The organism is Burkholderia sp. AU15512, from assembly GCF_002223325.1.
In the GTDB taxonomy this organism is placed as follows: Bacteria; Pseudomonadota; Gammaproteobacteria; order Burkholderiales; family Burkholderiaceae; genus Burkholderia.
In genome coordinates this window covers 1,013,104-1,034,507 of record NZ_NKEX01000003.1, presented here as the reverse complement: position 1 = coordinate 1,034,507, position 21,404 = coordinate 1,013,104, and the positions used below count along the sequence as shown (strand labels likewise).

Sequence of the window (21,404 nt, the reverse complement as noted above, 5' to 3'; positions counted from 1 at the left end):
CGCGCGTGCCGGTGCTCGCCGGCACCGGCGGCGTCACGGATCAATACCCCCGAAGGGTTAACGCGCCGGCGGGATGGGCAATCCGCCGCTTCGGCGCATACTGGTGCCTCCCTACCCACCCTTCCGGCGCCACCGGCGACGGGCCCCTGCATACCGACATCGCCATGAAACTGAAGCTCGATATCGTCCAGCTCGCCGGTCGCGACGGCAACACGCCCTACAACCTGCAACGCACGCTCGACGCGATCGCCACCTGCGCACCGGGCACCGACATCGTGATGTTTCCTGAAGCGCAGCTCACCGGCTTCCTCGATTCGTCGAATCTCGCGGAATGCGCCGAGCCGCTCGACGGCCCGAGCGTCGGCGCGGTCATGGCAGCCGCTCGCGCACGCGAGGTGGCGGTCGTGGTCGGGCTGATCGAGAACGACGGCGGCCGCTTCTACAACACGACCGTCTTCGTCACGCCGGACGGCATCGCGCTGCGCTATCGCAAGACGCATCTGTGGGTGAGCGAGCACGGCGTCGTGCTGCCCGGCGACCGTTACGCGACGATCGAATGGCGCGGCGTGCGGATCGGCCTGCTGATCTGCTACGACAACGAATTCCCCGAAACCGGCCGCGCGCTCGCCGCGCTCGGCGCCGAGCTGATCCTCATCACCGACGGCAACATGGAGCCGTACCGCCCCGTCCACCGCACGTCGGCCACGGCGCGGGCGATGGAGAACCAGGTGTTCGCGGTGGTCGCCAACCGCGTCGGCGGCAGCGCGCACGACGTCGTGTTCGCGGGCGGCAGCCTCGCGGCCGATCCGTTCGGTAACCTGATCTTCGAGGCGGGCAATACCGAATCGCGTCATGCGGTCGAACTCGATTTCGACCAGCTCGCCGCGTCGCGCGCGGTCTACGACTATCGCCGCGATCAGCGCCTGCCCATCGGCGGCGAGCGCATCGAGCACGCCAACGGCCTGCGCGAACTGCTGATTCCGTAAGCGCCTGCCCGCCTCCGGCGGCGACATCCGTCACGCCGGGGCGGGCACCTCGATCGCCAGCAGCGCCGAACTGACCGACTTGCCGTGCGCGTCGAGCGCGAGCGAGCGCGTGACGCCGCCGCCGAGCGCATCGCGCAGCACGAAATTGAATGCGCCGAGCGCCGGCAGCTCATAGCGCACGACGTCGCCGTGCACGATGCCCGCGAGCCATGCCTTCACGGCGTCGGCATCGAGATGCGTGCGCAGGTGATCGTAATGACGCGGATCGTGGCAGATCACCGACACGTTCAGCGTATTGCCCTTGTCGCCGGTGCGCGCATGCGCAAGTTCACGCAGTTGCATCATGCCTCCACGAATAAAAACGACGGCGTCACGGCCGCACGCGGCAGCAGCACCGACTGCACCGCGATCACCTCGCGCGTCGACTTGAACGCGCCGCCGCCGCCGGCCGGCCCGTTCGTATAGAGCGTCTCGACTTCGTTGCCGATGCGCGCCGCTTCGGCGGCGCTCGCCGCACGGCCGGCCACCCGCACGCGCACCTCGGCCGGCTCGCCGCGCACGGCCGGCGTCGCGTCGCCATACAGCGAATCGACACCGATCAGGTCGAAGCGCAACTCGGTCGCGCCGACGCCGGTCAATGCCAGCCGTTCCCGGACAATGTCGAGCGCGAGACGCGCGCGTTCGAGCGCACCGGGGCCGCCGTACGAGATCTGGCCTTCACCGATCCAGCCGTCGATATAAGCCACCGATACCTTCAGCGTATCGGGCCGCGCGGTGCCGCGCCCGCCCGTCACGCGCACGCGATCGGTCGCGACCTCGGCGACGGTGACCTGCGTGAAATCCGCGACGACATCGGGCTGCAGATACCGCGCCGGGTCGTGAATCTCGTAGAGCAGCTGTTCCTTGCAGGTCGCCGCGCTCACGCGGCCGCCCGCGTGCGGCACCTTGGTGATCACGACCGTGCCGTCGGCCGCGACTTCGCCGATCGGAAACCCGAGCCGCGCGAGGTTCGGCACGTCCTTGTAGCCGGGATCGGCGAAATAGCCGCCGGTCACCTGCCCCGCGCATTCGAGCAGGTGGCCGACGACCGTCGCGGCGCCAAGCGTGTCCCAGTCATCCATCCGCCAGCCGAACGCGTGAATCAGCGGCGCGGCGAACAGCGACGGATCGGCGACGCGCCCGGTCAGCACGACGTCCGCGCCGGCCGCGAGCGCATCGACGATCGGCGCGGCGCCGAGGTACGCGTTCGCGGACACGATGCGGTCGCGATACGCGGCGACGTCGTCGCCCGATTCCTCGAAGCGGAATGCGCCGCGCAGCACGACGTCGAGCACGTCGTCGCCCTCGACCGCCGCGACCTTCAGCTTCGCGAAACCCAGCGATTGCGCGATTTGCGCGGTGCGCCGCGCGGCCGCACGCGGATTCGCCGCGCCCATGTTCGACACGATGCGCACGCCCTTTGGTGCTGCAACCGGCAGCACCGCCTGCATCCGCGCGTCGAGCAGCGGGTCGTAGCCGAGTGCCGGATCCTGGCGCCGCGCCTGCTGCGCGATCGCGATCGTGCGCTCGGCCAGGCATTCGAAGACGAGATAGTCGAGCTGCCCGTGTTCGGCCAGTTCGACCGCGGGCTCGATCCGGTCGCCCGAGTAGCCGGCGCCCGCGCCGATGCGCACGCGCCGTTCAGGTTGCTTTGCTGTCATGTCCTTACCGTCGTCCGGCGGCAGTCACCGCCGGGAAAGATCAAAAGATGCCCAGCACGACGCACGCGATCGTCATCACGATCGAGGCGCCGAACAGCAGCGGGAACGTGAATTTCTGGTGCTCGGCCAGCTCGATGCCGCACAGGCCGACGACGAGGAAGGTCGCGGGCGTCAGCGGGCTGACCGGGAACCCGGTCGTCATCTGGCCGAGCAGCGCAGCCTGCCCGACCTGCACGGCCGGCACGCCGAGCTGGCCTGCCACCTCCGCGATCACGGGCAGCACGCCGAAGTAGAACGAATCGGGATCGAACAGCATGCTGAGCGGCATCGACGCGAGGCCGAGCACCACCGGAATGTGGCCGGCCATCGACGGCGGCACGAAGCCGACCGCCGCCTGCGCCATCGCCTTCAGCATTCCGCTGCCCTGCATGATCCCCGTGAACACACCGGCCGCGAGCAGGATGCCGGCCATCATCAGCGCGGCGCGCGCATGCGCGTCGATGCGCTTTCTCTGCATGTCGACGTCCGGGTAGTTCACCATCAGCGCGATGCACAGCCCGACCATGAACATGATCGCGGGCGGAATCTTCTCGCCCATCACGACCATCGTGCCGAGCACGACGAGCGTCAGCACGAGGTTGAACCAGAACAGGTGCGGCCGGCGCAGCGCCTGCTCGTCGGGCGTCAGCTCGCGCTTCGGCAGCGGAATCGACGCATCGTCGCGCGACAGGCCGAGCCGCTTCTCCTCGCGCCGCCCGAGCCAGTACGCGACGCCGAACACGAACACGAGCCCGATCGCCTGCACCGGGATCAGCGGATTGAACAGCGCCGACACCGGCAGGTGCAGCGACGCCGACGCGCGGATCATCGGCCCCGTCCACGGCAGGAAGTTGATGCCCGCGGCCATCGACACCGCGGCGGCCAGCACGCGCCGGTCCATCTTCAGCCGGTCGTACAGCGGCAGCACGGCCGGAATCGTCACGAGGAAGCAGACGGCGCCCGAGCCGTCGAGGTGAATCAGCAGCGCGAGCAGCGTCGTACCCATCACGATGCGCGTGGGCCGCGTGCCGACCGCGCGCAGGATGCGGTCGATGATCGGGTCGAGCGTGCCGGCGTCGGTGATCGTCCCGAAATAGAGGATCGCGAACACGAACATCCCGACGACGGGCGCGAGCCCCTTCAGCCCGTCGATGACGAACTTGCTGGTGTGCAGCCCGAAGCCGCCGATCAGCGACGCGGCGATCGGCACGATGATCAGCGCGACGAGCGGCGACATCCGCTTCGACAGAATCGCGGCCAGCAGCACGACGATCGTGCCCAGCCCGAGTAACGGCAGCATCCGTGTCTCCTACCTTGTCTTTTGTTGGAGACGAGCGTAAGGTCGGCGCAGCGATAGCACAATTGAAATGATTTGATCGCAGCAATCACGAACCGTTATGGATCTGAATCTTCGCGACATTCGCGCGTTCGTCACCGTCGCGCAGGCCGGCAACTTCACGCGTGCGGCCGCGCGCCTGCACCTGTCGCAGCCGGCGCTGACCGTGCAGATCCGCCGGCTCGAGGAGATCGTCGGCGCGCGCCTGTTTGACCGCAACAGCCGCAGCGTCGCGCTCACGCAGACCGGGCGCGAGCTGCTGCCGCTGCTGCAACGCTCGCTCGACGACATGGAGCGCGTGCTGCGCGACGCGCGTGCGCTCGGCGAAGGCACGAGCGGCACGGTGCGGCTCGCGTGCCTGCCGACCTTCGCGTCCAGCGTGCTGCCCGAACTGATCCAGTCGTTCCGGCGCGAGGTGCCGCTTGCGGGCTTCGAGATCCGCGACGGCGTCGCGAGCCTCGTCACCGCGCTCGTGCGCAACGAGGAAGCCGATCTCGGATTGACGGGCGGCGACACGTTCGATGCGTCGCTGGAGGTGCTGTATGCGGGCGCCGACCGGCTCGTCGCCGTGTGCCCGAAGGATCATCCGCTCGCGCGCAAGCGCCGCTTGACCACTGCAGACGTCGCGGCCGTGCCGCTCGTGCTCACCGCACGAGGCACGAGCGTGCGCAGCGTCGTCGATGCCGCGCTGGACGCGGCCGGCTGCACGCCCGACATCGCGTGCGAACCCACCTACATGATGACGGCCGTCGCGATGGTGCGCGGCGGCCTCGGCGTGACGATCCTGCCCGCAACCGCGCGCGAGGTGCGCGCCGAGCCCGAGCTGGTCGCGAAGCCGATCGACGACCCTGCGTTCGTGCGGCCGATCGCGCTCGTCACGAAGCGCGGCCGCACGCTGCCGCGCGTCGCGCAGGCGTTCGCAGAAACCATGCTGACGGAATTGAACAAGCGCGCATGAACCGCGCGCCCGGATCGGTGCTTACTTCGCGTCCGGATCGACGTGCAGCGATTCGCCGATCGCATAGAAATTGCCGCCCGCGATGTAGTGCAGGCTGCGCAGCGCCGGATCGGCCGATTCGAAATACCAGTGGCCGTCGCGGAACACGCGCGTGTCGGACCACGCCGCGACCACCTCGCCGATGAACAGGTCGTAGGTCTGCTGGTTGTGCGGCTCCGGAATCAGCTTGCACGCGAGCCAGCCCGAACAGCCGGCGACGAACGGCAGGTCGTGGCCTTCGACGTCGAACAGCGTGACGCCCGCTTCGCGCAGCTTGTCGGGCCGCTCCGCGAGACTGTGGCTGCCGACCGCATGCGTGAGCCGCAGCTGCGCGGCGGTCGGCACCTGGATCACGAACGTGCCGCTGCGCTCGACGAGCTCGCGCGTCTTCGCGGTCTTGTCGAGCACGACCGTCAGCTTCGGCGGCAGGAAGTCCAGCGCGCACGCCCAGGCGGCGGCCATCACATTGTCGACGCCAGCGTGGCGGGCCGACACGAGCACGGTCGGGCCGTGGTTGAGGAGACGGTAGGCCTTCTTCAGCTCCACCGGAGCGATGTGACTGTCCATACGGGTTCCTTGGAGAACGGCTCGCACGGACGGATGCCGTGCGGCGCGGCGCCGGCCGGTGCGCAGGCGCGCAGCCGGGCCGGAGGCCGCATTCTCGCACCCAATGTCGATCGGTGCTGACCGCGCCGCCGGTCACTTCGCGAACAACTGGCCGATGTCGCGGAACGCCTTGAATTCGAGCGCGTTGCCGCACGGGTCGAACAGGAACATCGTCGCCTGTTCGCCGACCTGCCCCTGGAACCGCACATACGGCTCGATCACGAAGGTCACGCCGAACGACTTCAGCCGCTCGGCCAGCGCTTCCCAGCTCGGCCAGTCGAGCACGATCCCGAAATGCGGCACCGGCACGTCGTGACCGTCCACCGCGTTCGTATGCGCGCCTTCCTGCGACGCGGTCTTCGGATGTTCGTGGATCACGAGCTGGTGCCCGTAGAAGTCGAAGTCGACCCACTGCGCGCTCGAGCGCCCTTCTGCCAGCCCGAACACACGGCCGTAGAAATCGCGCGCGGCCGGCAGGTCGTAGACGGGAATCGCCAGGTGAAACGGGGAAAGACTCATGGTGGCCTCGTGATGGAACGCTCGCGTGGCGCGAGGACGGCACCATGGTAGTCAAGGTCAAGCAGAAATTAAATCAATATATAGTTGCATCATTCACAAACAGAATTGATCAATGATCCGCGAACTGAAAACCCTCGTCGCCGTCGCCCGGGAAGGCACGTTCGCCGCGGCCGGCAACCGTATCGGGCTCACGCAGGCGGCTGTCAGCGCGCAGATGCAGCGGCTCGAAGCCGAGCTCGGCTTCGCGCTGTTCGACCGGCAAGGCCGCTCGGCGCGGCTCAACGAGATGGGTCATCACGTGCTCGACCAGGCGCAGGCACTGATCGGCCTGTACGAGAACCTGAGTTCGACGTCGCCCGGCTCGCCCGCCGCCGTGCGCGTGACGATCGGCGCGATCGCGTCGGTGCAGAGCGCGCTGCTGCCGGCCGCGCTCGCCGATTTCCATCGCCGCCATCCCGCGTGCCGCACGCGCGTGATACCGGGGCTGTCGATCGAGCTGGTCAACCGGGTCGATGCGGGCGAGATCGACATGGCCGCGATCATCCGGCCGCCGTTTTCGCTGCAGAGCGACCTGCACTGGACGACCCTCGTGCAGGAACCGTTCCGGCTGATCGTGCCGCGCGGCGTGAAGGGCAAGGACTGGGCCGAGCTGCTCGCGCGCGAGCCGTTCGTGCGCTACGACCGCGCGTCGTTCGGCGGCCGCCAGGTCGACCGCTTCCTGAGGAAGATGCATATCGCGGTGCGCGACACGTGTGAGCTCGACGAGCTCGACGCGATCGTCAAGCTGGTCGAGAACGGCGTCGGCGTCGCGCTCGTCCCGCAGACCGCCGTGTATCGCCGCTGGCCGGCCGGCGTACGCGCGATCGACCTCGGGCATCACACGTTCCACCGCGACATCGGGCTCGTGCATCGCGCGCGGCGCACGATGTCGGAGCCGGCGCAGAAGCTCGCGCAACTGATCGAAGCGGCGGCACGGCAGCCGGCCTAGCACCGATGCTGACGATCAGCGCCGCCCGGCCGCCCAGTCGACGGCCGCGTCGAACAGCGCGACACCGGCCGGCGACAGGTTCACGAACGTGTCGTTGTCGAGGAAGAACATCACGCGACGCGCGGGCGCGAGCGCTTCGTAATCCATCGTCGCGCCCTTCTCGTACGCGAAGATCGCGGCCTTGTCGGGCTGGCCATACACGGTCGCGATCGTGATCGCGCCGAGCCCCGGCTTGCCCCAGCTCATCGGCGCCTGCTTGCCGTACACGTTCGTCGCGCCGGCCGGCAGCCCGGCCGCGATCGGGTGCGGCGCATTGACGAGCCACAGGTAGCGCTCCTTGCCCGTTTCGCCGAAGTCGACGTCGTGGCGCTTGCCCGTCATCGCGAAATCGTCGAGCAGGTCGTTTTCCCAGGTCACGAGCGGCTTGTCGAGCGTGCGCCAGCCGGGCCGCACGTTCTTCGACGACACCGTCGACGAAATCACGACCAGGTCGGCATCGCGCGCCGCATCGGGCGTCGACGACTCGTCGATCAGGCGCACCGCGTAGCCGCGCTCGCCGAGATGCTGGCTGATGCGTTCGTCGACCTTCAGGTTCGGCCCGCGCAGCTGCACGAGCATCGCGACGCGCGTAGCGGCCTGCGACGCATCGGCCGCCAACGCGGGCGCGGCCACCGCCGCGCCGAGGCCCAGGCCCGCGCCGATCGCGAGCACCGAGCCCGCGATCGCGCGCAATGCGCGACGCCGCGCGCTCGCGGCCACGGCGCGCACGGCGCCGGTCTTCATGTTCCGGTTCATCTGGATCTTCTCCGAAGCCGCGCGCCGCCGTGACGGCCGCGCGGCGATTGCATGGTCAGAACTGCAGCGTGGTGAGCAGCGACACCTGCCGCGCATCGCCGATCGCGACGAAGTAACGGTTCGCGCTCGACGGGTAGTACGTGCGATTGAAGAGGTTCTTCACGTTGAGCTGGAACGACAGCTTCTGCTTGCCGATCCGCGTGTCGTACGTGGCGAATGCATCGGCGAGCACGTACGACGGCAGCGTGAAGCTGTTCGCCGAATCGCCGGGCCGCGCGCCGACGTAGCGCATGTCCGCGCCGATGCGCAGGTCGTCGCCGCCGGCGACCGTGCCGAAGTCGTAGACGGCCGCGAGCGACGCGGTGTGGCGCGCGACGTTCCACAGCTGGTTGCCCGCGTACAGCGGATCTTCAGTCGTCTTCGCGTCGATGTACGCGTAGCTCGCGATCACGTTCACGCGCTCGCCGATCTTGCCCGACACGTCGAGCTCGATCCCGCGCGAGCGCGCCTTGCCCGACGTGCGCCAGTCGGTCAGCTTGGTCGCGTCGTTGTACTGCGAGACGAGCACGTTCTTCTTGTCGATGTTGAAGAGCGCGAGCGTGCCCGTCATCCCGCCCGGCAGGTCGAGCTTGCCGCCCACTTCCCACGCGGTCGCTTCCTCGGGCGGCGTCGCGCCGTCGATGATGTAGCCCGTCATCGGCGCGATCGACGACGACGGCTTCAGCGACTGCGAATAGCTGCCGTACAGCGAGAACGTGTCGGTCCACTTGTAGACGACACCCGCGCGCGGCAGCCACTTCGAACCGCTGAGATCGGTGTTCGCGACGAATGGCCGCCCGCGCCCCGCGACCTGGTTGTACGTGATGTAGCGCAACCCGCCCGACACGATCCACTTGTCGGTCAGGTGGATCGTGTCCTGCACGAACGCGGACGCATCGTGCAGCGTGTCGGTCTGGTCGCTGTCGCTCGCCGACACCGTGCTCGATGGCGGCAGCAGCCCGTAGACGGGGTTGAGATAGTTGAACGGCGTCTTCACGGCCTGCCGCAGCATGTCCTTGCGGTAAATGCGGCGGTATTCGGTATCGAAGCCGACCTGCACGTCGTGCCGCATCCCGCCCAGCACCAGCTTGCCGTTCACGTAGCCGATCCCGTAGCTGTCGGTGCTGAGCGAGCCGTGCGTCGCGTCGTTGCTGCGCGTCATCGTGCCCTTCACCGGATCGACACCGGTCGTGCGCAACTGGTTCGCGTCGTAGGTCTCGCGGTTGTAGCTGTAGCCGAAATGCGCGCTCCAGTCGGCGTTGAACTGGTGATCGACGCTCACCTGCGCGAGGTGCGATTCGCCGTCCATGTTGTTGAACGGCTCGTCGATGCGCCGCCGCGCGGGAATGTCGAGCGGCGCGTTGGTGCGCGGGTCGAGCGCGGTGCCGCGATCGAACGGCGAATGGAATGTGCGGTACTGGTAGGACACCGCGACCTGCGTATCGCGGCCGTACCACGCGAGCGACGGCGCGACGAAGGTCTGCCGGTATTCGCCGAAGTTGCGCCAGTACTGCTCGTTCGACTGGTCGACGATCAGCCGGTACGCGAGCCGCGAATCGCCGACCGGCCCGGTCGAGTCGAAGGTCGCGCTGCCGCCGTTCTTGCCGTGCCCGAACGTCGACGCGCCGAGCGAGATCGCGTTGTAGCGATTGAGCTGCGGCTGCTTGGTGACGACGTTGACCACGCCGCCCGGGTCCATCAGCCCGTACAGCAGCGAGGTCGGGCCCTTCAGCACCTCGACGCTGTCGACCGCCGCGTTGAACGCGCGCCCCTGCACGAGCGGCATCCCGTTTTGCATGATCGAGCCGTCGCGGTTGCCGCCGAAGCCGCGCTTCATGATCGTGTCCTGCGTGCCCGCGAGCGTGTTGCCCTGCGTGATGCCGCTGACGTTGCCGAGCGCGTCGTCCAGGTTGCGCGGGCGCTGGTCGCGCAGCACCTGCGCGGGAACGATGTTGACGGCCTGCGCGGTGTCGAGCAGCGGGATCTCGGAACGCAGCACACCCGCTTCCTTCGGCGCGCGATAGCTTTCGGCACGCAGCGCGCGGGTGCGTACATTGATCGCGGGCAACTCCGCGCCCGCCGCGACGCCGGCCGCCGCGGGCCGTGCGACCGAACCGTCCGCGCGCTTGAGCGTGTAACCGCCGCCCGATTGCCGCAACGCGACGAGCCCCGTGCCCGCGAGCAGGCGGTCGAGCGCGCCGTCGACGTCGAAGCGCCCCTGCACGCCGCCGCTCGTCAGGCCGGCGGTCAGCTCCGCCGGAAACGCGAGCAGGATCCCCGCGTCGCGGCCGAACCGGTTCAGCGCCGCTTCGAGCGGCCCGGCCGGAATGTCGAACGCACGGCGCGCCGCGCGCTGCGCGGCCGGCGCCGCATCGGTGTCGGTGTCGGCCAGCGCGGGCAGCGGCAGCAGCGCCGACACCAGGACGGCGCCGGCCAGCCGGCGCGCGAGGCGACCCGGCGCGGCGGATGCGGCGGATGCGGCCGGGTGCGATGCGCGCGGCAGAGGTCGGGCAGGCGCCGGACGGCGCCGATACGTGAGACGGATGGAAACCATGATCGGGAGGTCGGTGGACGATGGGCCAGTGCTGCTTTCATTACCCATGTCACGCGAACATCGAGAAACAGCTCAGGTCAGCGGATAATTTTTTCGACGGGCTCACGAACGGGCCGGTACGACCGTCGCCCAGTAGCGCGTCAGGTAGTGAACGTCGATCGGCAGCGTCGCCTTCAACGTGTCGAGCACGCGCGCGGGATCGTCGAGCGGATAGGTGCCCGACACGCGCAGGTCGGCCACGGCCGCGTCGCAGCGCAGACTGCCGCGGCGGTAGCGGTCGAGTTCGGCGACGAGGTCGGCCAGCCGCATGCGCGATGCGACGAGCATGCCGCCCGTCCACGCGGACGCATACACATCGAGCGGCGCCGGCGCACCGATCATGTCGCGCGTGAAATCCGCGCCCTCTCCGGCCGCGATCACGCGCGCGTCGGCCGTCGCATCGTCGGGCTGCACGCGCACGGCCCCGGCGAACACCTCGACACGGGTCGCGCCGTCGCGCTGCCGCACCGCGAAGCGCGTGCCGAGCGGCCGCAGTTCGCCCTGTGCCGTCGCGACGACCAGCGGCCGCGCGGGCACGCGATCGTCGTGGCCGCTCGTCACCATGATCGTGCCGCGCAGCAGGCGCAGGCCGCGCGTCGTATCGTCGAAGCGCACGTCGAGCGCCGTGTCGGTATCGAGGACGACGATCGTGCGATCCGCGAGCGTCACCGTGCGCCGCTCGCCGACCGCCGTGCGCAGATCCGCCGGCCAGATCGCCGCACGCCGCGCGGGTTCGGCCATCCATGCGGCACCGCCCGCGCACAGCAGCACGGCCAGCGCCTTCACGGCCGCGCGGCGGCGGCCCGCCCGCGGCGGCAGCAGCGCCGCCTGCGCGGCCTGCGGGTCGAGCCCGGCCGCCAGCCCGCCGAACCTGCGCTGCATCGTTTCGATATGACGCCATGCCGCGTCGTGCGCCGGATCCTCGGCGCGCCAGCGCGCGAGCGCGGCGTCGAACGCTTCGTCGGTGCGGCCGGCCTGCCGGTCGACCCACCATTCCACCGCGCGCCGCGCCACCTGCGGCGGCACCGCCGGCGCTCCCGGGGCGGCCATCGGTCAGGCCGCCATCGCGAAGAAGCACTGCGTGCCGGCCTTCACGAGATAGCGTTTCACCGTTGCCAGCGACACGCCGAGTTCGCGCGCGATCTCGGCCTGCGTGAGCCCGTCGAGCTGCGCGAGCAGGAACGCCCGCTTCGCCGCGAGCGGCAAGCCGTCGAGCAGCCGGTCGATTTCAAGCAGGGTCTCGAGCACGACGGCCCGCTCCTCCGGCGACGGCGCATGCGCTTCGGGGCGCAGCGCGAGCGCATCGAGATACGCGCGCTCGATCTGTTCGCGCCGCCAGTGATTGCTCAGCACGCGCTGCGCGACCGTCGTCAGGAATGCGCGCGGCTCATCGGCGCCGATCGGCTCGTCGCGCGCAAGCAGGCGCATGAACGTGTCGTGCGCGAGATCGGCCGCGCGGTGCGCGCAACCGAGCTTCCGGCTCAACCAGCCGCGCAGCCACGCGTGGTGGCCGGTGTAGAGGGCGTCGATTTCTCGATGGAGAGACAGCTTGTCAGCAGACATGGCCGGGTTCCGGGAGGCGCAGGCGTCAACGATTTTGTAAATGAGAATGATTATTATATACAAAACCAGACCGGCGACCGGCGTTTCGGTGCGCGGGGGTGGCGGCTGCGCTGGGGCGGGCGGCGCGGTGCTGTCGGTCACGCCGGCGTGACACACGCACGACGTTCCACACGCGCAGCACCCATGATGAGGAATCGGTCACCCAACCATGAGGCCATCGCCGGCCGCACGCGCCGCGTAATTAACACATTCATTACACCCGGGCCAATTCGATTCATTCAATAATTATTTGACGGATCGATAACAATATCCCGGCCATCCCGATTCCTCCGCGAATTGCCCGAAATTATCGCGAGATATGCAAGCCGCAATGGCCAAATCGCGAAATGCCAATTGATTGATACGCAATTTCCAACAATTCAAATCCCTCGATCGCGGCAATCGGAGGACATCCCTGTCTGCGTCAGGCCACAAAAGAGAATTTCATTTTTGCCGTTTTTATCGGGCTCGGTAGTCTCCTGCCATTCCGGATCACGCACACAAGCCAATGCGCAAGGAGATGACAATGAAACGCACGACCCTCTCGCTGATTTCCGTCGCGTCATTCGCGGCGATACCCGTCGCGCACGCGCAGTCGAGCGTCACGCTGTATGGCGTGATCGACACGTCGATCACCTACGTGAACCATGCGCAGGGCAAGGACAACGCGTGGATGCTCGGCAACAGCAGCGCGGGCAACCTGGCCGGCAGCCGCTGGGGCGTGAAAGGCACCGAGGATCTCGGCGGCGGGCTGAAAGCGCTGTTCCAGCTCGAGAACGGTTTCGACCCGAGCAACGGCCGGATGGGCCAGGGCGGCCGCCTGTTCGGCCGGCAGGCGTTCGTCGGCCTGACGAGCGACCGCTACGGCACGCTCACGTTCGGCCGCCAGTACGATCCGCTCGTCGATCTCGTGCAGGGCATCACCGCCGACAACTATCTGGGCAGCGTGTTCGCGACGGCGGGCGACGTCGACAACTACGACAACAGCTTCCGCGTCGACAACGCGGTGAAGTACACGTCGGCCGTCTATTCGGGCCTGCAGTTCTCGGCGATGTACTCGTTCGGCGGCATCGCCGGCAGCACCGGCGCCGCGAATTCGTATTCGGCCGCCGTGTCGTACAACAACGGGCCGTTCAGCGTCGCGGGCGGCTACTTCCACACGACCAACAGCCCCGCGTCGAACACGCAGCGCACCGGCTGGACCAGCTCGTCGGACGGCACGTTCGACGGCCCGATCAACAGCGGCTACGCGAGCGCGCATTCGATCGGCATCGCGCGCATCGCGGGCCAGTACGTCGCCGGCCCGTTCACGGTCGGCCTCGGCTACAGCAACGCGCAGTACCGCCGCGATGGCAGCTCGGTGTTCGGCTCGAACGAGCACTACAACACGGGGCAAGGCTTCGTGAACTACCAGGCAACCAACGCGCTGCTGGTCGGCGTCGGCTACAGCTATACGCGCTCGGGCGGCGACACGTCGGCCACCTATCACCAGGTATCGGCCGGCGCGGACTACACCCTGTCGAAGCGCACCGACGTCTACCTGACCGCCGCGTACCAGCACGCCAGCGGCCAGACCGGCGACGGCCAGGGCGGCTCGATGGCCGCACAGGCGTCGATCGGTTCGTACGGCTATGCGGGCACGAGCTCGCAGACGATGGTCAACCTCGGCCTGCGTCACCGCTTCTGATGCGAGACGGCCGGCTGCGCGCCGCGCGGCCGGTCGAATCCGCATTCACCGATACGGCGGCTCCGGCCGCCGTTGTTTTTGAGTCGCCCTTCCATCGCCCTTTTCAACCCGGATAGCGACTGCCGCGCGATTTCCATCCGGTTCGATTCAGCACCGATTTTCGCGAGTCAATGACGCGACGCGTCAGTATTCCGGCAGCGCCACTACGCTGGCATTCGCGCGGAAATTCGGCCATTTTTACCGACAATGCTTCGCCGAAGCGCGTGATTGGACACGATAAACATGCGTGGCGAACGCATGGGCAAATGCAAAGGAAAGTTTGACGTGAGCCATTTGCGCGCGCGCTATGGCACACTTCGCGTCTGCGTAATTTCCTTGCACCGGGCGGCCGGATTCCGCCCCATCCTGCCATGCCGCGTCAGACAACCCGTTCGATCAGCCGAGCAACGCCGAAAATCGCCGCGACGATTGCGCTGTCGTGCGTACTCGCCGGCGTCGCGCGGGCCGATTGCCTCGACGACGCGGCCGCGTTCCAGCACGTGAGCGTCAGCCTGATGCGCGGCATCGCGCAGGTCGAGTCGGGCATGAATCCGAGCGCCGTCAACACCAACACGAACGGCACGGTCGACATCGGCCTGATGCAGATCAACAGCACCTGGCTGCCGACGCTCGCGCGCGAAGGCATCACGCGGGAGAGCCTGTTCGATGCCTGCACGAACGCGTATGTCGGCGCGTGGATCCTGTCGCAGAACATTCGCCAGCTCGGCGCCAACTGGAACGCGATCGGCGCGTACAACTCCGCCTCGCCCGACAAGCGCCTCGCGTATGCGCGCAAGGTCTATGATGCAATCCGGACCATGCCGGATTCGCCGGATACTCCCATGCCCATCCTTCCCCCATCCTTTACGCCGCCGCAACAGGCCCAGGCGTACAACCCGTTCGCGAGCCTGAGCGTGTCCGCCCCGCAGCAGGTCACGCGTCCGCGCACGATTTCGTCGGCTCCGCCGCCTCCGCCGCCGCAAGGCGGCCCCGCCGGCCCGGCCGGCTCGTACAACTTCGGATGGACGGTCACGGGGGCGGACCAGGCGAAGCCGACCCAGGTCTTCGACGACGGCGCACGGATCTACGTGCAGTTCAGCGACATGAAGCACGTGCCGGCGATCTTCACCGAGACGTCGTCCGGGCGCGTGCTGATGTCGTGGGAGCTGCAGTTTCCGTATGCCGTCCTGACGCGTCCCGCGCAAACGTTAATCTTCCAGCTCGGGCCGTTCGAGGCGCGCGCGCAGCGTAGCGCGGGCAATAGCGCCGGGATGACGGCGCAGGCCGGGACGGGGGGCGCGGCTGCGGCCGCCGGATCGAAAAAGTCGGCGAATACGGCGACGAGTACGGCAGCCAATCCGGCCGCAGCGACCGCGACCGCGGCAAAACGCACGGCGTCGGCCGATGCGCTGTGGTACGTGAATACGCCTTCGACGTCGGGAACCGCGGCGGCCTCGCCGTCGACCGCGAACATGCCGGCCACGCTGCCGACCGCGATCACGTCGAACACGCCGCCGCCCGCGCCGGCCCAGGTGCCGGCTGCAGCCGCTCAGCCGTCGCGCGCCAGCGCGGATGCGCTGTGGTACATCTCGAAGTAGCGCACCGCCGATCGCGCGCGTCGCGCGGCGATCATTACGCCACGGTCGGCGGCAGCTTGGGCGCGTTCATGTCGTCCACCCGGTTCGGATAGCGCGACGTCGACGGCGCGCGCTCGTGTACCCGCACGCACGCCGCCACCGGCCACCCCCTCACCCGCGCCGCACCCAGATCACCTTGCCGTCGCGAATGCCGAGATTGCGGCGTTCCTGCCGGTAATCCATCGTGCCCGGCAACGACTTGCCGTCACGCTCGAGCACGCGCCACAGGCAGCCGTCCAGTTGCGCCGCCGCATCGGCCTCGGTCTTGCCGACCAGCGCGTCGTCCGGCCCCGCGTCCGCCTTGCAGGCCTGCGACGTGCGTGCCGGCTCGCCATTCATCACCATGCCGCCCGCGGTCGCATTCTTCGTTTTCATGTCCGTGCATCCCGCAAACGTTGCGCCCGCAACCAGCGCCATCATCACCGCGATCGTCTTCTTCATCGGATACTCCCTGTTGCGCCCGGTGGAACCTGTGCGGGGTTCCCGCCGACCGGGCGTTGCATGCATGTTCGGTCCGCGCGCCCGGGCCACGCCGATTTCGCATGTCCGAGCCGCGGGTTCGGCCTGCCGCCGAAGCCGCCTGCATGTTACCGCACGCCGTGCGGCGTGACGGCACGTGCAGGCCGGCTGCGCCACACGATGCGTGCCGCGACGATTCGCTCAGAACTTGTAGGTCGCGCCCGCGATGGCGTAGTAGTTGCTGCGCGACTGGACGATCGGGCTGTCGCCGTAGCGGCCGAGCAGCCGCGTCACACCGCCGGTCGCGAGCACCGACCAGTGCTGCGACAGCGTCCAGTTCCACGCGAGCGCCATCGACGCGCTGTCGATCCCGCCGCGCGTCGAATACGGGCGGAACCGGCTCGTCATCGACTGCGCATCGGTCACGCCGTAGAACGTCTGCGTGTAGCGCCCCGAGCCCGCGTGCACGGTGCCCGTCACGATGATCTCGTGCTGCGCGGTCTTGAACACCGGCACCGCGAGATCCATGTGCCCCGACACGCCGCGCGACGTGTGCGTCACGGGTGAGTCGATCGTGACGCTCAATTCTGCCGCGTTGAACAGCGTCACGCCCGCGCGCACGCCGACCAGCACCGAGCCCGGAACCCGGCCCATGCCCTTCAGGTAATCGGAGCCCGGCATGTCGAGGCGGTTCTCGTCGGCTCGACCCACGTCGTAGCTCACCGCCGCCGACACGAACGCGCCGTGCGGCAGGTCCAGCCGGTAACCGGCGCCCTGCGTGCTGTCGATGAAGAAGCCATTGCCGAACTTCGCGGCAAACCCCGGCGCAACGACGCCGCGAGACTGGTTGCTGCCCGGGTAGCGCGGCGCGATACCGCCACCCAGCGACAGCGAATACTGGTTTTCCGCGTGGGCGGCGGCGGCAAGGGTCAGGCCGGCGAGCGGCATGCAATAGCGGTAGCGGCGGAGTATTGGGCGCACAATATTGAGATAAAAGTGACGGAGCCCGCAGTCTAGGTGTCGCCCCGCGCCGCGACTGTCCTGAATATTCGGGGAATCTGTGCTCAATTGTGTTCGATTGTTCGAGATTGTCGCCCCGCTCCCCCGGCCTTCGATGCGCCGGATAGAATTCGCGTGCCGCGCCGCGCACCGGCCTGCCCGGGTGTGAAACGGCGCGTGCACATTGACGAGACCATGAACGAAGATCCGCTCAAATACCGCGTACTGCTGATCGAGGACGACGACCGCCTGGCGCAGCTCGTCCGCGAATACCTCGACGGTTATGAATTCACGGTGACGGTCGTCCGGCGCGGCGACCTCGCCGTCGCCGCGGTGCGCGAGCACCAGCCGGCCCTCGTGATACTCGACCTGATGCTGCCGAACCTCGACGGCATGGAAGTCTGCCGGCGCATCCGCGCGTTCACCAACGTCCCCGTGCTGATCCTGACCGCGCGCCTCGATGTCTACGACCAGGTCGCGGGCCTCGAGACGGGCGCCGACGACTACGTGACGAAGCCGATCGAACCGCGCGTGCTGGTCGCCCGCGCCCGCGCGCTGCTGCGCCGCGCGCAGCCGGCCGTCGCGGAAGCGCCGGTGGCCGCGCCCGAAGCGCTCGTGTTCGGCGAACTGGCGATCTCGCCGCCGAACCGCACCGTCACGTGGCGCGGCGAGCCGGTCGACCTGAAGACCGCCGAATTCAACCTGCTGCTGATCCTCGCGCGCGCGGCCGGCACCGTGCTGAGCCGCGACGACATCCTGAAGCAGCTGCGCGGGATCGAGTTCGACGGGCTCGACCGCTCGGTCGATTCCGGCATCTCGAAGCTGCGCCGCCGCTTCGAGGATGCGTCGTCGGAGCCGCACAAGATCAAGACGATCTGGGGCCGCGGCTACCTGTTCAGCCCTTCCGCGTGGGACGAATAAATGCTCCGCCCATTGATTCGGCTGTACCTCGTCGTGATCCTGTTCGTCGCGGCGTCGATCATCTTCATCCAGCTGTCGTTCGACCGGATCTTCTACGATCGCAGCGCGCAGGCGGAGCGCGACGCGTTGACGACCTACGCGTTCGTGCTCAACGACTACCTCGAACGCCATCCGGGCGAGCAGCGCAGGGTGGCGCTGCGCGAGCTCGCGAAGCACGGCAACGAACGGTTCGACTTCATGCCGATGGCCACCGCCCGCGCGCAATTGAGCGGCGAGCCGCTGCGCGATCTCGACGCCGGCCTGATCGCGATCAGCTACGACGCGAAGGATTACTACATGCCGCTCGCGGATGGTTCGGTGCTGCATGCGCGGCCGATCGAAGCATTCAGCCTCGACATCAGGATCTATGCGTACATGCTGCTGGCGCTCAGCACCCTGTTCGCGGTGGTGCTGTGGATTCACTATCACTGGCGCGACCTGCGCAGGCTGCAGGAAGCCGCCCGCGCATTCGGCGCCGGTACGCTGTCGACGCGCGTGAAGCTGTCCGGCAAGTCGAACATCTACGAGCTGTCGCAGCAGTTCAACGACATGGCCGAGCGCATCGAGGCGTCGATCAAGCAGCAGCGGGAAATGATGCACGGCATCTCGCACGAACTGAAGACGCCGCTCGCGCGGCTCGAATTCGGGCTCGCGCTGCTCGCCGAGCCTGACGAAACGGCCCGGATGCGCGAACGCCGCGACGCGCTGCGGCGCGACGTGCGCGAGCTCGACGAGCTCGTCACGGAGCTGCTGACGATCGGCCGGCTCGAACAGGGTGCCAGCCAGCTCGCGCCGATGGAAGTCGTCGTCGACGCGCTGCTCGACAGCGTCGCCGGCAACGTCGCGAACGACATCGTCGATCGCGGCATCACGCTCGACGTGTCGGCCCTCGACGCGCCCGCGACCCACGTATGCGACCCGAAGCTGGTCGCCCGCGCGTTGCTGAACCTGATCCGCAACGGCGCGCGTTATGCGTCGCGCACGGTGCTGCTCGCCGCCGAGCGCAACGCGTCCGGCGCGCTCGTGTTGAGCGTCGACGACGATGGCCCCGGCATTCCGGCCGCCGAACGCGCCCGCGTGTTCGAACCGTTCCAGCGACTCGACTCCAGCCGCGACCGGCAGACCGGCGGCTTCGGGCTCGGGCTCGCGATTGTGCGGCGCGTCGCGCAGGTGCATGGCGGTGACGTGCGGCTCGAGGATTCACCGCTCGGCGGCGCACGCTTCGTGATCACGCTGCCCGCGCTGTCGCTGCCGGACAACCTGTTCGACTTGCCGGAGCCCCTCGCGCATGCCGACGCGTTCGGCGGCAGCACCGGCATGGCCCTCCCCCGGCAATGACGCGCGCGGCGGGCGGCGCCCCGGCGGCCCTCGCCTGACCTGCGCGCCGCTCAGCGGCGGCGCAGCAGCGCGACGAAGAACAGGCTGCCGAACATCGCGGTCACGATCCCGATCGGCAGATCCTCCGGCGCCGCGAGCGTGCGGGCGGCCACATCGGCCCAGACGAGCAGGATCGCGCCCGTCAGCGCGGCCACCGGCAGCAGCCTGCCATGCTCGGCGCCGACGACGCGACGGCACAGATGCGGCGTCACGAGCCCGACGAAGCCGATCGCTCCGCTCACCGCCACCATCGCGCCCGTCGCGAACGACGCGACGACGAACACCTCGCGCCGCATCCGCCCGCTCGGCACGCCGAGCGCAGCCGCGGCCACATCGCCCGACATCAGCGCATTCAGTTCGCGCCGGCGCGCATACAACGCGCCGCCGGCGAGCGCCGCGCAGACGGCCGGCACCGGCAGCAGATCCCAGCGCGCCAGCCCGACGCCGCCCAGCATCCAGAACAGCACGGAGGACGCCGCGCGCTGGTCGCCGAGATACAGCAGCAAGTTGCCGAACGCGGCCATCATGAACGACACCGAGACGCCCGCGAGCAGCAGCCGGTCCGATTCGAGCCGGCCGCGCCGGTAAGCGAGCGCGACGACGCAGGCGGTCGCCGCGAGCGCGCCCGCGAACGCGGCAGCCGACAGCGTGAACGGGCCGAACGCCGCACCGGCCATCACGGTGACCGCGACGGCGCCGAGCATCGCCCCCGCGCTCACGCCGAGCAGGTGCGGATCGGCCAGGCGGTTCGCGGTCGCGGCCTGCAGCGCCACGCCGACCGCCGCCAGCGTCGCGCCGACGATCGCGGCCAGCAGCGCGCGCGGCATCCGGATCAGCCAGACGATGCTGTCGTCGCCCGCCCCCGCCGCAGCCACGCCGGCCTCGCCGAACGCCGACACGATATGCGTGGCGACGATCCGCACCGCCGCCGGCATCGCGATCGGCGCCGGCCCGAACGCGGCCGACGCGACGATCGACACGATCAGCAGCAGCGCCAGCGCCGGCAGCACCGCGCGCATGGCAGGCCGCGCTGCACGCACGTGCATGCTCATCGCGCAGGCCCGGCGAACGCGGCCGGATACAGCGCGCGCGCCAGCGTCTCGACGGCCGCGACGTTCTCGGGGCCCGGCGTGGCCGCATCGTACGGAATCACGACGAAGCGCCGGTCGCGGATCGCGGCCACGCGCGCGAGCGACGGCTGGCTCAGCAGGAACTGCTGTTTCTGCGCGGCCGTCACGGCCGAATAGTCGACGATCACGATCACCTGCGGATCGCGCGCGACCACGCTTTCCCAGCTCACCTGCGTCCAGCTGCGCGGCAGGTCGGCCATCACGTTGCTGGCGCCGGCCGCCGCCAGCAGCGCGGTCGGCATCGCGAGCCCGCCGGCCGTCATCGGCTTGTCGGTGCCGCTGTCGTAGACGAACACGCGCAGCGGCTCCGGATGCCCGATCGCACGCGACACCGCGGCGAGACGCGTGCGCATCGACGCGACGACCTGTGCGGCGCGCGCGTCGACGCCGAAGATCCGGCCGAGATTGTTCAGGTCGCGGAACACGTCGTCGAACGACGCGGCTGCCTGCTTCATCACGTGCGAACACGATTCGGTCAGCTCGTACGCACGGATGCCGAACGGCGCGAGCGTCGCGGGCGTCACCGGGCCGCCGACATGCATCCCGTAGTTCCAGCCCGCGAGATAGAAGTCGGCGCGCGCGGCCGCCAGCACCTCGAGCGACGGATACTGGCTCGCCAGTTCGGGCACGCCGCGCAGCGCATCGCGCACGCGCGCGGTGCCCGTCTTCCAGCCGCCGATCCCGGTGTAGCCGACGAGCCGGTCCTTCAAGCCGAGCACGAGCATCATCTCGGTCAGGTTCACGTCGTTGCTCACCACGCGCGTCGGCGCGCGCTCGAACGTCACGTCGCGATCGCAGCTGCGCACGGTGACGGGATAGGCCCACGCATGCGCGGCCGCGCAGCCAAGCACGGTCGCGGCAACCAGCCGGCGGGATAGAGATGACAACGTGGGGGACAAGACAGGAAACGGCATGG

General features: G+C 68.8%; 20 protein-coding genes. 7 read left to right on the top strand and 13 right to left on the bottom strand.

Annotated elements, in window-relative coordinates:
• The first annotated feature begins 164 nt into the window (after window positions 1-164).
• The gene (locus CFB43_RS07490) at window positions 165-986 is read left to right on the top strand and encodes a nitrilase-related carbon-nitrogen hydrolase (RefSeq protein ID WP_089494620.1); all 822 of its coding nucleotides are present in this window, start codon (window positions 165-167) and stop codon (window positions 984-986) included.
• Window positions 987-1,016: 30 nt separating this feature from the next.
• Here the strand turns inward: CFB43_RS07490 and CFB43_RS07485 are convergent, their stop codons facing one another.
• The 3 genes from CFB43_RS07485 to CFB43_RS07475 are packed head-to-tail and all read right to left on the bottom strand — an operon-like array spanning window position 1,017 to window position 4,025.
• Complete coding sequence (locus CFB43_RS07485; RefSeq protein WP_089425890.1) at window positions 1,017-1,328, bottom strand: AtuA-related protein; 312 nt, start codon at window positions 1,326-1,328, stop codon at window positions 1,017-1,019.
• On the bottom strand, window positions 1,328-2,686 hold the full coding sequence (locus CFB43_RS07480; protein WP_089494619.1) for an acyclic terpene utilization AtuA family protein: 1,359 nt from the start codon (window positions 2,684-2,686) through the stop codon (window positions 1,328-1,330). The genes CFB43_RS07485 and CFB43_RS07480 overlap by 1 nt, the downstream gene beginning before the upstream one ends.
• A 40-nt stretch (window positions 2,687-2,726) precedes the next feature.
• On the bottom strand, window positions 2,727-4,025 hold the full coding sequence (locus tag CFB43_RS07475; RefSeq protein WP_089430929.1) for a CitMHS family transporter: 1,299 nt from the start codon (window positions 4,023-4,025) through the stop codon (window positions 2,727-2,729).
• A gap of 97 nt (window positions 4,026-4,122) precedes the next feature.
• Here CFB43_RS07475 and CFB43_RS07470 point away from each other — a divergent pair, with 97 nt between their 5' ends.
• Window positions 4,123-5,019, top strand: coding sequence for a LysR family transcriptional regulator (locus CFB43_RS07470; RefSeq protein WP_089494618.1), 897 nt, complete (start codon window positions 4,123-4,125; stop codon window positions 5,017-5,019).
• Between the two features lie 21 nt (window positions 5,020-5,040).
• Here the strand turns inward: CFB43_RS07470 and CFB43_RS07465 are convergent, their stop codons facing one another.
• Both CFB43_RS07465 and CFB43_RS07460 read right to left on the bottom strand, forming a co-directional pair.
• On the bottom strand, window positions 5,041-5,625 hold the full coding sequence (locus CFB43_RS07465; protein WP_089472574.1) for a flavin reductase family protein: 585 nt from the start codon (window positions 5,623-5,625) through the stop codon (window positions 5,041-5,043).
• 132 nt (window positions 5,626-5,757) lie between these two features.
• Window positions 5,758-6,183 carry a VOC family protein gene (locus CFB43_RS07460; protein WP_011351673.1) on the bottom strand — a complete coding sequence of 142 codons (426 nt, stop codon included), beginning with the start codon at window positions 6,181-6,183 and terminating at the stop codon, window positions 5,758-5,760.
• A gap of 112 nt (window positions 6,184-6,295) precedes the next feature.
• Between CFB43_RS07460 and CFB43_RS07455 the strand changes: the two genes are divergently transcribed.
• Window positions 6,296-7,171: a LysR family transcriptional regulator gene (locus CFB43_RS07455; RefSeq protein ID WP_089494617.1), complete on the top strand. Its 876-nt coding sequence runs from the start codon at window positions 6,296-6,298 to the stop codon at window positions 7,169-7,171.
• A 15-nt stretch (window positions 7,172-7,186) separates the two neighbouring features.
• Here the strand turns inward: CFB43_RS07455 and CFB43_RS07450 are convergent, their stop codons facing one another.
• The 4 genes from CFB43_RS07450 to CFB43_RS07435 are packed head-to-tail and all read right to left on the bottom strand — an operon-like array spanning window position 7,187 to window position 12,161.
• Window positions 7,187-7,966, bottom strand: a complete 780-nt coding sequence (locus CFB43_RS07450; protein ID WP_089494616.1) for a hypothetical protein — start codon at window positions 7,964-7,966, stop codon at window positions 7,187-7,189.
• Window positions 7,967-8,021: 55 nt separating this feature from the next.
• Window positions 8,022-10,607, bottom strand: coding sequence for a TonB-dependent siderophore receptor (locus CFB43_RS07445; protein ID WP_089494615.1), 2,586 nt, complete (start codon window positions 10,605-10,607; stop codon window positions 8,022-8,024).
• Between the two features lie 54 nt (window positions 10,608-10,661).
• Window positions 10,662-11,648: a FecR domain-containing protein gene (locus tag CFB43_RS07440; protein WP_089494614.1), complete on the bottom strand. Its 987-nt coding sequence runs from the start codon at window positions 11,646-11,648 to the stop codon at window positions 10,662-10,664.
• A 3-nt stretch (window positions 11,649-11,651) separates the two neighbouring features.
• Window positions 11,652-12,161, bottom strand: coding sequence for a sigma-70 family RNA polymerase sigma factor (locus tag CFB43_RS07435; protein ID WP_089425105.1), 510 nt, complete (start codon window positions 12,159-12,161; stop codon window positions 11,652-11,654).
• A gap of 565 nt (window positions 12,162-12,726) precedes the next feature.
• Here CFB43_RS07435 and CFB43_RS07430 point away from each other — a divergent pair.
• Window positions 12,727-13,887, top strand: coding sequence for a porin (locus CFB43_RS07430; RefSeq protein WP_089494613.1), 1,161 nt, complete (start codon window positions 12,727-12,729; stop codon window positions 13,885-13,887).
• A 410-nt stretch (window positions 13,888-14,297) separates the two neighbouring features.
• Complete coding sequence (locus tag CFB43_RS07425) at window positions 14,298-15,524, top strand: transglycosylase SLT domain-containing protein (RefSeq protein ID WP_089494612.1); 1,227 nt, start codon at window positions 14,298-14,300, stop codon at window positions 15,522-15,524.
• Between the two features lie 150 nt (window positions 15,525-15,674).
• On the opposite strand, the gene CFB43_RS07420 is transcribed toward CFB43_RS07425, so the two are convergent.
• Window positions 15,675-16,004 (bottom strand): hypothetical protein, encoded by a 330-nt coding sequence (locus CFB43_RS07420; protein WP_089494611.1) that lies wholly within the window; start codon window positions 16,002-16,004, stop codon window positions 15,675-15,677.
• A gap of 219 nt (window positions 16,005-16,223) precedes the next feature.
• Window positions 16,224-16,970: a MipA/OmpV family protein gene (locus CFB43_RS07415; RefSeq protein ID WP_089494610.1), complete on the bottom strand. Its 747-nt coding sequence runs from the start codon at window positions 16,968-16,970 to the stop codon at window positions 16,224-16,226.
• A 246-nt stretch (window positions 16,971-17,216) separates the two neighbouring features.
• On the opposite strand from CFB43_RS07415, the gene CFB43_RS07410 reads away from it, so the two are divergent.
• Complete coding sequence (locus CFB43_RS07410) at window positions 17,217-17,942, top strand: response regulator (protein WP_089472565.1); 726 nt, start codon at window positions 17,217-17,219, stop codon at window positions 17,940-17,942.
• Window positions 17,943-19,319 carry an ATP-binding protein gene (locus CFB43_RS07405; protein ID WP_089494609.1) on the top strand — a complete coding sequence of 459 codons (1,377 nt, stop codon included), beginning with the start codon at window positions 17,943-17,945 and terminating at the stop codon, window positions 19,317-19,319.
• 50 nt (window positions 19,320-19,369) lie between these two features.
• Here CFB43_RS07405 and CFB43_RS07400 read toward each other — a convergent pair whose 3' ends face one another.
• Both CFB43_RS07400 and CFB43_RS07395 read right to left on the bottom strand, forming a co-directional pair.
• A complete protein-coding gene (locus CFB43_RS07400; RefSeq protein WP_179254804.1) occupies window positions 19,370-20,410 on the bottom strand; it encodes a FecCD family ABC transporter permease in 1,041 nt (346 codons plus the stop codon).
• On the bottom strand, window positions 20,407-21,402 hold the full coding sequence (locus CFB43_RS07395) for an ABC transporter substrate-binding protein (protein ID WP_373452534.1): 996 nt from the start codon (window positions 21,400-21,402) through the stop codon (window positions 20,407-20,409). Before CFB43_RS07395 ends, CFB43_RS07400 begins: the two co-directional genes overlap by 4 nt.
• Window positions 21,403-21,404: the final 2 nt, after the last annotated feature.

Bases quoted from the DNA above. Each gene is read 5' to 3' on its own strand.
- CFB43_RS07440 (WP_089494614.1), bottom strand. From the start codon at position 11,648: ATGGCCGCCCCGGGAGCGCCGGCGGTGCCGCCGCAGGTGGCGCGGCGC.
- CFB43_RS07485 (WP_089425890.1), bottom strand. From the start codon at position 1,328: ATGCAACTGCGTGAACTTGCGCATGCGCGCACCGGCGACAAGGGCAAT.
- CFB43_RS07400 (WP_179254804.1), bottom strand. From the start codon at position 20,410: ATGAGCATGCACGTGCGTGCAGCGCGGCCTGCCATGCGCGCGGTGCTG.
- CFB43_RS07480 (WP_089494619.1), bottom strand. From the start codon at position 2,686: ATGACAGCAAAGCAACCTGAACGGCGCGTGCGCATCGGCGCGGGCGCC.
- CFB43_RS07470 (WP_089494618.1), top strand. From the start codon at position 4,123: ATGGATCTGAATCTTCGCGACATTCGCGCGTTCGTCACCGTCGCGCAG.
- CFB43_RS07425 (WP_089494612.1), top strand. From the start codon at position 14,298: ATGCCGCGTCAGACAACCCGTTCGATCAGCCGAGCAACGCCGAAAATC.
- CFB43_RS07460 (WP_011351673.1), bottom strand. From the start codon at position 6,183: ATGAGTCTTTCCCCGTTTCACCTGGCGATTCCCGTCTACGACCTGCCG.
- CFB43_RS07435 (WP_089425105.1), bottom strand. From the start codon at position 12,161: ATGTCTGCTGACAAGCTGTCTCTCCATCGAGAAATCGACGCCCTCTAC.
- CFB43_RS07415 (WP_089494610.1), bottom strand. From the start codon at position 16,970: ATGCCGCTCGCCGGCCTGACCCTTGCCGCCGCCGCCCACGCGGAAAAC.
- CFB43_RS07455 (WP_089494617.1), top strand. From the start codon at position 6,296: ATGATCCGCGAACTGAAAACCCTCGTCGCCGTCGCCCGGGAAGGCACG.
- CFB43_RS07405 (WP_089494609.1), top strand. From the start codon at position 17,943: ATGCTCCGCCCATTGATTCGGCTGTACCTCGTCGTGATCCTGTTCGTC.
- CFB43_RS07395 (WP_373452534.1), bottom strand. From the start codon at position 21,402: ATGCCGTTTCCTGTCTTGTCCCCCACGTTGTCATCTCTATCCCGCCGG.
- CFB43_RS07475 (WP_089430929.1), bottom strand. From the start codon at position 4,025: ATGCTGCCGTTACTCGGGCTGGGCACGATCGTCGTGCTGCTGGCCGCG.
- CFB43_RS07410 (WP_089472565.1), top strand. From the start codon at position 17,217: ATGAACGAAGATCCGCTCAAATACCGCGTACTGCTGATCGAGGACGAC.
- CFB43_RS07450 (WP_089494616.1), bottom strand. From the start codon at position 7,966: ATGAACCGGAACATGAAGACCGGCGCCGTGCGCGCCGTGGCCGCGAGC.
- CFB43_RS07490 (WP_089494620.1), top strand. From the start codon at position 165: ATGAAACTGAAGCTCGATATCGTCCAGCTCGCCGGTCGCGACGGCAAC.
- CFB43_RS07430 (WP_089494613.1), top strand. From the start codon at position 12,727: ATGAAACGCACGACCCTCTCGCTGATTTCCGTCGCGTCATTCGCGGCG.
- CFB43_RS07445 (WP_089494615.1), bottom strand. From the start codon at position 10,607: ATGGGTAATGAAAGCAGCACTGGCCCATCGTCCACCGACCTCCCGATC.
- CFB43_RS07420 (WP_089494611.1), bottom strand. From the start codon at position 16,004: ATGAAGAAGACGATCGCGGTGATGATGGCGCTGGTTGCGGGCGCAACG.
- CFB43_RS07465 (WP_089472574.1), bottom strand. From the start codon at position 5,625: ATGGACAGTCACATCGCTCCGGTGGAGCTGAAGAAGGCCTACCGTCTC.